Origin of the sequence: Paenibacillus sp. ACRRY (assembly GCF_022346995.1) — a bacterium.
In the GTDB taxonomy this organism is placed as follows: domain Bacteria; phylum Bacillota; class Bacilli; order Paenibacillales; family Paenibacillaceae; genus Paenibacillus.
On record NZ_JAKRNM010000002.1, the window covers coordinates 683,463 to 695,210 of the forward strand.

Here is an 11,748-nt window from a genome sequence, read left to right on the forward strand (position 1 = left end):
AGGTTGGGTGCTTTCCATGCTAGTTTGGGACACCCTTTCTTGAAGAATGGCCTGGAGTTCCGGTGTGCCGGATGCTTCCGGGTCATTTTTTATTATAAGTCTGTTTTCCAACAGACCCAATGTGTGGCCTTCCCCCCTTAGCAGGGCTGTGTTATGATAGGACAAAAGTGCTCATGAAATGCTTGAGATAAAGGAGTGTACACCCTTGAGCAAGTCTAACAATATTATTCTCATAGGCATGATGGGAACCGGCAAATCAACGGTAGCTGACCTGCTCGCCCGTGAGCTGGGTTACAAGCTGATCGATGTGGACGCCGCGGTGGAGAAAGAGGAAGGCTGTACGATTCCGGAATTGTTCACAGACAAAGGTGAGTCGTATTTCCGTGATGCCGAGAGCCGCATGCTATGTTCGGTCCTGGAAAAGAAGTCGCAGGTGATCGCAACCGGAGGCGGTGTGGTACTGCGTTCTGACAATTGTGATGTAATGTCGAAGAACGGTTGGATTGTTGCGCTGACTGCTGATCCGGCAGTCATTGTACAGCGCGTGAGCGGGGATGAAAAACGTCCTCTTCTGGCTGGCAATGCGGAGGAGCGCATCCATAGCATTTTGGAGGAACGGAAGGACGCATATAAATTTGCCCATTACACAGTGGATACAACTGAGTTATCCGCAGCTGAAGTGTCCCGTCTTATTTTAGCGCATTACCGCGTCTAAGCTTGTGTTCGCTGCATTTCGATGTCTAGCATGACCTCAAATATTGGGGCAGTTACAGTTGTGATGCAGAGGGTAAGGGGCAATGGTTTGGTGGGAATATAACAAAACGGGCCATCTGGCCCGTTTAAAACTGACTGTAGCGGAGCGAAATCCAAAAGCTATAGGGTGAATTGCCTGTTGCGATTCCTGATAGCTCTTTGTTGGATTCCTGCTCCAGATCACTTAGTCTTCCTGCAGCCATTGCAGCATGCCGCCAACCATGTTGGTGCAGCCTGCATAACCAAGCTGTTGCAAATACTCGGCGGCACGCTCGCTGCGGTAACCGCTGCGGCAGATCAGAATGATCTCGCCGGATTTTTCAATTTCGGACAATCTGTCCGGAATTTGTCCAAGCGGGATGTGCTTGGCTCCTTCAATCATGCCTTGCGCGACTTCCTCGTCCTCACGAACGTCTATCAACTGAAGCTTCTCTCCCGCCTGCAGGCGGCGACGCAGCTCGGATGTTTCTATTTCAGCTATTTGAGTCATGATTCAGGTCCTCTTTTCTGTATGGACTTAACGCCTATAATGATACCCAAGCTTTGTGGGGGATGTCAATTTGGCGAATGGACTACGTGTTATATGTAACAGATATATTAAGCAGCTTAATCTGATCAATGAAGGAGAATTTCATCCATGGACGTAATCGTTAAACCTACCCCTACCCTGAATGGGGAAATTGGAGCCCTTTCCTCCAAAAACTACACTACCCGCTACCTGCTCGCAGCAGCTCTGGCAGAAGGTACAAGCACAATTCATTATCCGGCTCACAGCGAAGATAGTGATGCGATGCGCAGATGTATCCGTGATCTTGGAGCCGTACTAGAAGAAGATGACAGCAAGATCGTCATTCAAGGCTTCGGCAGCCATCCTCGTGATGTGCGCGAGTTAAATGTAGGCAACGCAGGTGCAGTGCTTCGCTTCCTAATGGGCGTAACTGCGCTCTGCCCTGAAGTTACCTTTGTGAATACCTATCCAGATTCACTCGGTAAACGTCCGCATGATGACCTGATTGATGCTCTTGGCCAGCTCGGTGTTGAAGTGCAGCATGAACAAGGACGACTGCCAATCACGATCAAAGGCGGTAATGCCAAAGGCGGACATATCCGTGTGTCCGGATCAGTCAGTTCCCAATATTTGAGCGCATTGCTTTTTGTTACTCCGCTTCTTGCAGAAGACAGCACCATTGAAGTGTTGAATGACCTCAAGTCCAAAGTGGTCATCGGTCAAACACTCGAAGTACTTGAACAGGCAGGAATCATTATTCATGCAAGCGATGATTACATGTCTTTCAGCGTACCTGGTGGTCAGGCTTATCAACCGCAAACATATACCGTTCAAGGAGACTACCCTGGTTCGGCTGCAGTTCTGGCTGCAGCGGCGGTTACTCAATCGGATGTGAAGATTCTGCGCCTGATGGAACAGAGCAAACAGGGAGAGCGTGCAATTGTTGACGTTCTGCGCATGATGGAAGTGCCGCTGACGCATGAGAATGATGTGGTACATGTACAAGGTAACGGAAAATTGAAAGCCGTAGAATTTGACGGAGATGCAGCGACGGACGCTGTTTTGGCGATGGTAGCCGCGGCTGTATTTGCGGAAGGTACCTCACGGTTTTATAATGTAGAGAACCTGCGCTACAAGGAATGTGACCGAATTACGGATTACCTGAACGAGCTGCGCAAGGCAGGGGCTAACGTGGAAGAGCGTCAGGCCGAGATTATCGTTCACGGACGTCCGGAAGGCGTTGAAGGCGGCGTAGAGATTAATGCTCACTTCGATCATCGCGTTATCATGGCATTGACCGTGGTTGGCCTTCGTTCCAAGGAGCCGCTTCGTATTCGGGATGCACACCACGTAGCCAAGTCGTATCCACAATATTTCGATCATTTGCAGGCGCTTGGCGCCTCGGTTCAATGGGTAAAAGAGTAAAATAACACGTTTAAGAGGTTGTTCAAAAAGTCCGCTTTTGATTACGAAGGATGCCTAGCGGTATCATCAGCATCGAATATGGAATTCAGCCGAAATGTCCGTTGCTCACGTAGTTTTCCCTACGCTCCGCTACTCCATTTCTAGCTTCATCCCATCTTCTCGGTACTGAAAACTGGTCTTTTTGGACACGCATTTTAAGCAGAAAAGGATGGTGCTTGAACATGGAATTTAACAACCCAACTCGCGAAGAAATTGGGCAACTTTTACGCAAGGCAGGCAACATCGCAGTCGTCGGCTTATCGGACAAATCGGATCGGACATCCTACATGGTTGCAGAAGCCATGCAGAGCAGAGGATATCGGATCATTCCGGTTAATCCACAAGCACAGGGAGAGATCCTTGGTGAGAAAGTATATGCAACCCTTGCAGATATTCCCGAGCCCGTGGATATTGTGAATGTGTTCCGTCGCAGCGAATATACACCGGAAGTAGCTCGTGAAGCCGCAGCCATCAAAGCAAACGTATTGTGGCTCCAGCTTGGCATTCACAATGATGAGGCGGTACAGATTGCGGCTGAAAACGGAATGACGGCCGTAACGAATCGCTGCATTAAGGTAGAGGACTCCATCGTTCTGCGCGGTGCCGGACGCGGTTAAGCGAATATGGAATAGATCTGGATCCCGTTAACTTGAAGTTAACGGGATTTTTCTGTGTTTAGAGCTGCGGGCGCTCCTTCAGTTTGAACTGATTTCTTGCCTTCAGATCGTATCTGTGGTGGCCGTTTGGTCACAAATCTAAAGAGATTACGGCAAATTTCCAGCAGCTTACCGTTTTGCTTTGACAAAACGTTTCGTAAAGCTTACCATCTAGGATAGAAAGGAGAGGTCGCCATGAATTGGCTCGGATCCTTGCAGCAGCTCGGACGAGCGGTAATGCTGCCTACAATGGTCCTGCCCGCAGCCGCAATCTTGCTGAGTGTTGGCAGTTTGCCCTGGGACGCTTGGGGATTGAAAGTTGTTGGTGAAGTGTCTACCGTGGCCGGACACGGTATTTTTTATTTTTTGCCGTATATGTTTGCTGTCGGTGTAGCATTGGGACTCTCCAACCAGGCCGGACAGGCGGGACTTGCCGCTTTAGCTGGTATCGTTATATATGATCAGGTGACTCGCCATTTCGGGGATGGCACCATACAGCCAGCTTCTTTAATTGGAATTATTCTCGGCGCTCTGGCCGGGGTGACACATAATCGGTTCAAAAGCATCAAGCTGCCTGAGATATTGCAATTTTTTGGCGGCTCCAGGTTTGTATTACTGATCGTTGGGCTGTGCTCGGTGCTGTTCTCCTGTTTCATGCTGTGGCTCGCCCCCATATTACAGCATGGACTGAATGCGATCGCCGCTTGGGAATACAGTCTCGGCGGTTTTGGTTTGTTCATTTACGGAGTCCTATACAGAGTATTGGTGGCTTTTGGACTGCACCACTTGCTTAACAATGTGTTCTGGTTTCAGCTGGGGACGTATGAAACGCCAGACGGTAACATTGTTCAGGGGGATCTGCCACGCTTTTTTGCAGGCGATCCAACCGCAGGTTACTTTATGGCAGGCTTGTTTCCCATCATGATGTTTGCCATACCTGCCATTGCCTTTGCGATTATTCAGGAGGCAAGGGAAGATCTGAAACCGAAGATCAAAAAGACATTTCTCACTTCTGCGCTGGTTTGCTTTCTGACAGGTGTATCCGAGCAGATTGAATTTGCCTTTTTGTTTGCAGCACCGTATCTGTTTATCGTACATGCCGTCATGTCGGGACTTGCGATGTGGATTGGTTATTGGCTTGATATCAGGCACGGCTTCTCTTATTCCGCTGGCATTATTGATTACATACTCAACTTCCATCTATCAGAAAATGCTTGGAAGCTCATACCGATTGGCATACTATATGGGCTGGTTTATTACTTCCTGTTCCGCTGGGCCATTCGTACGTTCAAGATTCCAACGCCAGGACGGGAAGAAGGCTCCATGCTGGAGGATTGGGTGGGGAATATTCCTTACCAGGCACCATTGATCCTGGAAGCATTAGGCGGTAAGGAAAACATCGTTCAAGTAGAGGCATGTATTACACGGCTTCGTCTGACGGTGCACAACGACCGTCTCATCGACACTGGAGCTATGAAGAGTATGGGGTCTGCGGGGCTGATCAAGCTCGGTGGAGGTAACGTCCAGGTCGTATTTGGCACGTATTCGGAATTGATTCGCGAAGAGATCGCCAAACTGCTTGAGCGGGATTTGCCGCAAGTCCTGTTCTGTGCACCGGTTCAAGGCAAAATGCTGCCAATTGAAGAAGTGCCTGACCAGATTTTTGCTGCAAAGCTGGTTGGGGATGGGGTGGCTTTTGTTCCGGAAAAGGGAGAGCTGGTCTCACCAGTCTACGGAACGATTATGCACCTGTATCCTACCATGCACGCTTTGGGTATATCAACTCGGGAAGGACTTGAGGTCCTGCTTCATATCGGTATCGATACCTCGCAGCTGAAGGGGCATTTTGAAGCTTTCGTTCAGGAAGGAGACACCGTCGAGCCTGGGCAGTTGTTGATCAAGTTTGATCTGGCTGTATTGCGGGCAGAGGCAGCATCGCTGACTACACCGATGGTGATCACGAATCCGGATCGTGTCAAATCATGGAGTTTTGCTCCATTTAAGCAAGTTAAGAAAGGTCAGGCATCCGTCATGTCCGTGGTGCTCTATGACAGGAACGTTGGAGGGGTAGAATGAAGATACAAGGCATCAACGGAGCTGCAGGCGTAGCCATCGGCAAAGCATTTGTCCTGCCCAGTTGGGAATGGGATCTGCCGGACCAGAAGATGGATTCGGTGGATCTCGCCCAGGAATTCGAACGGCTGTACGAGGGAATACGGACATCGAAGGATGAGATCGAATTTATCAAGAATGAGTTCAAGGAAGTCGTAGGTCCGGAAGAGTCCAGCATCTTTGATGCACATCTGGCTATCCTGGAAGATCCGGTATTCATGAACGAGATTCGCGGCATTATTGAACGACAGTACAAAGCGGCAGAAGTGGCGGTAAAAGAAGCCATTGACCACTTTGTCACCATGTTTGATTTGCTGGATGATGAATATATGAAGGAACGGGCGATCGACATCAAGGATGTCGGTAACCGATTGTTGAAGCATCTGTTGGGGGCCCCGGAGATTACGCTCCCTTCGGATACTCAACCTTATATACTTGTAGCCAAGGAACTGTCTCCATCGCAGCTGGCACATCTGAATCCCAGTCACGTACTGGGCATTGTGACCCTGATCGGTGGCAAGACATCGCATTCGGCAATTATGGCCCGTGCGCTTGGCATCCCCCTCGTTTCCGGCTTGGAAGCGAGTGTTGGCATGCCAGTGGACACTGGGGATATGTTAGTGGTGGATGGTGATAACGGGTTGGTATTTACGGAACCGGATCGCAAAACAATTGAACGCTACACCATGATTCGCAGCAAACAGCTGAAGAAAAAGGAACAGCTCCAGGTACTCGCTACAGTGGATGCGATCACGAAGGACGGTGCAGTGCTGCATCTGGCATCGAACATCAGCTCCGTGAAGGAGCTGGATCTGGCTCTCAAACACGGGGCAAAAGGTGTAGGTCTGTTCCGCACGGAATTTTTGTACATGGACCGTGCTACCTTCCCAGGTGAGCAGGAACAGTATGAGGTGTATCGTTTGGTAGCGGAGAAGACGGCAGGTCAATCCGTGGTCATTCGCACACTGGATATCGGTGGTGACAAACAGCTCGATTATTTCGAACTGCCTGAAGAGGATAATCCATTTTTGGGTTATCGGGCCATCCGGATCAGCCTGGACCGCAAGGATCTGTTTAAGACACAGCTCACAGCAATTCTACGGGCCAGTGCGGCAGGGAACGTCAAGATTATGTATCCGATGATCTCCTCTGTGGAAGAACTCAGACAGGCTAATGAGGTTCTGCGTGAAGCGATGGCGGATCTGGATGAGCGTCAAATTGCTTATGATCCTCATATTAAAGTAGGAATCATGATTGAAGTGCCTGCAGCAGTCATGATTGCCGACCTGCTGGCCGAGGAAGCGGATTTCTTCAGCATCGGGACAAATGATCTGGTGCAGTACGTACTGGCTGTAGACCGTATGAATGAACAGATTGCTCACATGTATCATCCATATCATCCGGCAGTCCTGAGAATGCTGCGTGCAACGGTCGATGCTGCTCGCACTGCTGGAATTGAGGTTAGTGTGTGTGGGGAGATGGCAGGAGATGAACGTTCCGTTCCACTTTGGCTGGAGCTGGGTATTCGTAATCTCAGCATGTCACCTCAATCTCTGCTGCGGGTGAAGCACAGGGTACTGAACACAACAGCGGTGGACGCGAAAGAAGCAGCGCGTGATTGTTTTGCCCTGAGAACCAGTGCAGACATTGAGCAGCGTTTACAAATCTATAATGATTCAACAGGAAATCCTGATGAACAAAGTGGATCCAATGCTTCTTGAATCCATTGATGTATATTGATGTATAGGAAATACCTTTAAATTAATATATTCACTTTTATTCTATTTCAGTTAATATGATACAAAAAAAGCCCTCGCCATGAGCGAAGGGCTTTTTTTGTGTGCTTGATTACATTTCAGCAAGTGCATCACAGAATGCTTTGCCATAGGGAGGAAGATCAGGCGGACGACGAGCCGAAATGATATGTCCATCGACAACAACAGCTTCATCTTTCCAGATTGCTCCGGCATTTTCCATGTCGTCTCGGATACCTGGTGTGGAAGTTACGGTAACCCCATCCAAAATTTTGGCTGAGATCAGCACCCAGCCAGCGTGACAGATCTGCCCAATCGGCTTGCGATCGGCATGCATTTCCTTCACCAGTTCAAGGACTTTCGGATAACGGCGGAGCTTGTCAGGTGCCCAGCCGCCTGGCACGAGAATGCCATCATATTGTGAACTGTCCAGTTCATCGAAGCTGTATTCCGCTTCTGCGGGAACACCGTATTTTCCGATGTAGACTTTACCTTTTTTCTCTCCGGCCAGATGTACCTCGGCACCTTCTTCACGAACACGATGTACCGGGTACCACAACTCCAGATCTTCAAATTCTTCATCGACCAGTGCGATGACTTTTTTTCCTGTTAATCTCACAACCATCTCTCCTTTTGCCGTGGTTAGGATGCTGCAACTTATATTGTAACAGATTCTGTACGACACTTCATGATTGTGCATTTTCCGTCTTTAGATAACGGTTACACATATATGAAAGCTTATTTTCGACAACCTGCATTTGGGGGGAGTGGTAATTTGTACAACCTATGGTTTGCGGCAGGATTTAAGCGGAAAAAGGTCGAATGGTAACGTATACGAGTACAGAACGAATGAGGTGATGAATGTGCGCAAAACGTGCAAATGCGGACATATAATGGAATTGGAATTGAGAACCGTAGTTTATGCGAAGAAAGTGGAGATTCGGAATGTGCCTGTTTTCGCATGCACGGATTGTGTTTCCTACGAAGTATTACAGCCGGTTAAGCCGGATTTGAAAGAATGTATCAGCAAGTTAGGTGAACAACCCGTGAAACAGGATCTATCCTTTGGCAAGCAAAATGAACTTGCAGATCTCTTTCATGAACAACTGCTGGCCAGGCCAGATGCCACTGATCGCGAGATGGAACATCACATGCAGCAAGCTGTGAACGAACGCATTAACCTGCTGCTTGATATTATGGGATATGCTCAGAAGTCGGGCGACGAAGAATGGATGGAAACCACAGAGCGCAGGTTAAGCCAGTTGTCCGGTTTTGTGTGGCAGGCACATTTCTCGAATGCTGTCTAATTTTGACGTGTAAAATGCTTGTTTTCATGAAAATTGGCTTTTTCATGCGCTTTTTGTTAAGATATCCTAGAGTGAAAACGCTCAACATAGCGGTATTCCTGAAAAAGGGGGATGTATATCAAATGGCTGACATGACTAAAATGACAAGTATTGAACAGCTAAACTCCGCAGTGGAGGCTACTGAAGACCAACCCTTGCTTCTGTTTAAGCACAGCACACGCTGCCCGATCAGCGCGAATGCTTATCAGGAGATGAACAATTATTTGCAAAATAATCCTAATGAAAATGTAAACTATGGCATCATTTACGTAGTGGAAGATCGACCTGTGTCTAATGAAGCAGCCGACAAGCTGGGAGTTAAGCACGAATCTCCGCAGGCGATTCTGGTCAAAAAAGGAATTCCTGTATGGCATACTTCCCATTCGGATATTACTTCGTCCACACTCACGAATGCTCTAAGTGAGTCCTAAAGCCTATTTTAATTGATTAATGCAAAAATTTGTCGTAATATAAATCTTAATGAAAATGGTATGAAAATTTACTGGTAATGGAGAGAAGTACTGTGACGGTAACCATTTATGATGTGGCACGTGAAGCTGGTGTGTCCATGGCAACGGTATCGCGGGTGGTAAATAACAACCCGAATGTTAAGCCACAAACGCGCAAAAAAGTATATGAAGCCATCGAGCGGTTGGGATATCGTCCGAATGCGGTAGCCAGAGGTTTGGCGAGCAAGAAGACAACCACGGTCGGGGTCGTTATTCCGGATATTTCAAACTCGACTTTCGCAGAGATTGCCCGCGGGATCGAGGATATTGCGAATATGTATCACTACAACATTATTTTGTGTAATGCGGACAAGAAGAAGGAAAAAGAAATCCGTGTCATCAACACGCTGCTGGAGAAACAGGTAGATGGCCTACTCTTCATGGGTGGAACGGTAACGGATGAACATATTCAGGCGTTTCAGTCTGCGGCTGTGCCAATCGTGCTCTGTGCAACGAGTGACGAGAAGGGAACATATCCTTCCGTGGATATCGACCACGAAGCTGCAGCTTTTGATGCGGTGAACACATTGATTCGTCATGGACATAAGGAAATTGCGATGATCAGTGGTACACTGCAAGATCCTGCGAACGGTTATGCTCGTTTCCAAGGCTACAAAAAGGCACTTGAAGCGGCGGGAATGGAATATCAGGAGGATCTGGTACGGATCGGTAACTATCGTTACGAGTCCGGTGTGGAAGCAATGAAATATTTCCTCGGACTGAAGAAGAGACCATCCGCTATCTTCGCTGCAACAGACGAAATGGCCATTGGTGCCATTCACTCCATTCAGGATGAAGGCTTGAAGGTACCTGACGACTTCTCCATCATTAGTGTGGATAACATTCGCATGGCTTCCATGGTTCGTCCTCAATTGACAACTGTGGCACAGCCGATGTATGACCTTGGCGCAGTAGCTATGCGTTTGCTCACCAAGTTGATGAAGAAGGAAAATGTGGAGAACCCACGGGTTATTTTGCCGCATGAAACAATTCTTCGTCTGTCAGTAAGTCATGCTGGCTAAGCAAAAGCAATTAGAAAAGGGAGAAGGAATTCTCTCTACATAATGGATATACGGAAGCTCCGGAGACGGAGCTTTTGTGCTTCATGAGGATGAATCAGGCGAACCGGATAGGTCCGGAAGTGAATAGGAGGTAGCGAGGATGAAGGAAACGATTGGGATCATTGGAGCTATGGATGAAGAAGTGGAACTTCTGCTGGCTGGCATGAAGCAGCTGGAGACGGTGAAGCAAACCGGTATTACGTATGTGGCGGGTGAATGGCTGGGCAAACAGATCGTGGTGTGCAAATCGGGTGTCGGCAAAGTGAACGCGGCGGTGACCACGCAAATTCTGATCGATCGTTTCCAAGTGGACCGGATTATATTTACGGGTGTTGCGGGCGCAGTGAACCCTGAACTGAACATTGGAGATATCGTAATCTCCTCCGTGTGCGTTCAGCATGACATGGATGTGACTCCTCTCGGCTTTGAACGAGGAGTGATCCCGTATCAGGAAACGTCTGCATTCCCGGCGGAACCTGCTCTGATTGCGTTAGCAGAGGAAGCCTGTAAGGCGCAGGGGGCTAAATATCAGATTGGTAAAGTATTGTCCGGAGATCAGTTTATTGCGAGCAAGGAGACCGTGAACATGCTGTATACCGAAATGGATGGAGCATGTGCGGAGATGGAGGGCGCTGCCGTCGCTCAGGTTAGTTTCATGAATCGTGTTCCTTTTGTTGTGCTGCGTGGCATGTCTGATAAAGCGGACGGGTCGGCTCATGTGAACTTTGCTGAATTTACCGTGCAATCTTCTCAGCGTTCCCATCGGATTGTCGAGCATATGCTTGAAAATATGTAATTGGAGTCTCGTTCAGAAGCTGCAATAAAAGCATGAGTTTACAAACTAAAACCGCCTTTCGTGGGTAGTTCCATTTTGTCATCTGGAGCTGCCTAGAGAGGCGGTTTTTTGGTACATATATTTCAATAAATGTATTAGTACATGAAACGATGACGAAACCGTACACGGTCGAATTGTTCCTCGGAAGACATGGGTACTTCACTGCCGATGCGCACCATGAGACAGTTCGCCGGATGAGAGCAAATCTCGGGATCATCCGTGGCGTACCAGGTCATGTCCACAGTCTGCATCAGTCGCTCCATCATTTTGCGATAATCCCAGACGGAGAGGCCGCTGCCCTTCAGATCCCAATGCCAGTAATATTCCGTTGTGAAAACAATATATCTTTCCATCTGTCCATTTTCAAATGCGGTGAGCAGCATCTCGCGTCCTACTCCCAGTGAACGGTATTCGTCGGCTACTTCAATAGCTCCGAGCTCAATGAGATCCATCATGTTACCTTCGGACCAGCGCTCACAATCATCCGCATAGTGGAATGTAACATATCCGATAATCGTCTCATTTTCACGTGCGATGATAATTCTTCCTTCAGGCAGTGCCGCAATTTCTGCAAGTGCTTCCTGCTGTTCAGAAGGACGACGAAAGGCATCCAGATCAGGATGGAACGCAAGCTTGGTGATTGCCTCGGGAGGCACAGGGCCTTCTACCGTGACTCGGTGGCTGGACTTGAAGATGGAACGCATATGATACTCCTTGATATGCTCCATGGTTCATGCTCCTCTCTCCCCC

12 protein-coding genes are annotated in these 11,748 nt (G+C 48.4%); 9 read left to right on the forward strand and 3 right to left on the reverse strand.

The features are described 5' to 3' along the window. The first annotated feature begins 205 nt into the window (after nt 1-205). Nucleotides 206-715, forward strand: coding sequence for a shikimate kinase (locus MH144_RS12440; RefSeq protein ID WP_239300204.1), 510 nt, complete (start codon nt 206-208; stop codon nt 713-715). A 222-nt stretch (nt 716-937) separates the two neighbouring features. Here MH144_RS12440 and MH144_RS12445 read toward each other — a convergent pair whose 3' ends face one another. Beyond that, complete coding sequence (locus tag MH144_RS12445) at nt 938-1,243, reverse strand: rhodanese-like domain-containing protein (protein WP_239300206.1); 306 nt, start codon at nt 1,241-1,243, stop codon at nt 938-940. 147 nt (nt 1,244-1,390) lie between these two features. Here MH144_RS12445 and aroA point away from each other — a divergent pair, with 147 nt between their 5' ends. The 4 genes from aroA (at nt 1,391) to ptsP (ending at nt 7,214) form a co-directional block, all read left to right on the forward strand. Next, a complete protein-coding gene (gene aroA / locus MH144_RS12450; protein WP_239300208.1) occupies nt 1,391-2,686 on the forward strand; it encodes a 3-phosphoshikimate 1-carboxyvinyltransferase in 1,296 nt (431 codons plus the stop codon). 221 nt (nt 2,687-2,907) lie between these two features. Further along, nucleotides 2,908-3,342, forward strand: coding sequence for a CoA-binding protein (locus MH144_RS12455; RefSeq protein WP_095290193.1), 435 nt, complete (start codon nt 2,908-2,910; stop codon nt 3,340-3,342). A 234-nt stretch (nt 3,343-3,576) separates the two neighbouring features. Continuing rightward, nucleotides 3,577-5,457, forward strand: a complete 1,881-nt coding sequence (locus MH144_RS12460; protein ID WP_239300210.1) for a glucose PTS transporter subunit IIA — start codon at nt 3,577-3,579, stop codon at nt 5,455-5,457. Continuing rightward, entirely contained in the window at nt 5,454-7,214 is a 1,761-nt protein-coding gene (ptsP, locus tag MH144_RS12465; protein WP_239300212.1) for a phosphoenolpyruvate--protein phosphotransferase, read from the forward strand. The genes MH144_RS12460 and ptsP overlap by 4 nt, the downstream gene beginning before the upstream one ends. A gap of 127 nt (nt 7,215-7,341) precedes the next feature. Here the strand turns inward: ptsP and MH144_RS12470 are convergent, their stop codons facing one another. Continuing rightward, nucleotides 7,342-7,872: a type 1 glutamine amidotransferase domain-containing protein gene (locus MH144_RS12470; protein WP_239300214.1), complete on the reverse strand. Its 531-nt coding sequence runs from the start codon at nt 7,870-7,872 to the stop codon at nt 7,342-7,344. A 268-nt stretch (nt 7,873-8,140) separates the two neighbouring features. Here MH144_RS12470 and MH144_RS12475 point away from each other — a divergent pair, with 268 nt between their 5' ends. From MH144_RS12475 to MH144_RS12490, 4 genes are all read left to right on the forward strand, one after another. Next, nucleotides 8,141-8,554, forward strand: a complete 414-nt coding sequence (locus MH144_RS12475) for a hypothetical protein (protein ID WP_239300216.1) — start codon at nt 8,141-8,143, stop codon at nt 8,552-8,554. 122 nt (nt 8,555-8,676) lie between these two features. Continuing rightward, on the forward strand, nt 8,677-9,024 hold the full coding sequence (gene ytxJ, locus MH144_RS12480; RefSeq protein WP_127537844.1) for a bacillithiol system redox-active protein YtxJ: 348 nt from the start codon (nt 8,677-8,679) through the stop codon (nt 9,022-9,024). A 92-nt stretch (nt 9,025-9,116) separates the two neighbouring features. Beyond that, nucleotides 9,117-10,124 carry a catabolite control protein A gene (ccpA, locus tag MH144_RS12485; protein ID WP_095290204.1) on the forward strand — a complete coding sequence of 336 codons (1,008 nt, stop codon included), beginning with the start codon at nt 9,117-9,119 and terminating at the stop codon, nt 10,122-10,124. A gap of 139 nt (nt 10,125-10,263) precedes the next feature. After that, a complete protein-coding gene (locus tag MH144_RS12490) occupies nt 10,264-10,959 on the forward strand; it encodes a 5'-methylthioadenosine/adenosylhomocysteine nucleosidase (protein ID WP_239300218.1) in 696 nt (231 codons plus the stop codon). 134 nt (nt 10,960-11,093) lie between these two features. Here MH144_RS12490 and MH144_RS12495 read toward each other — a convergent pair whose 3' ends face one another. Beyond that, nucleotides 11,094-11,726, reverse strand: a complete 633-nt coding sequence (locus tag MH144_RS12495) for a GNAT family N-acetyltransferase (RefSeq protein ID WP_239300220.1) — start codon at nt 11,724-11,726, stop codon at nt 11,094-11,096. Nucleotides 11,727-11,748: the final 22 nt, after the last annotated feature.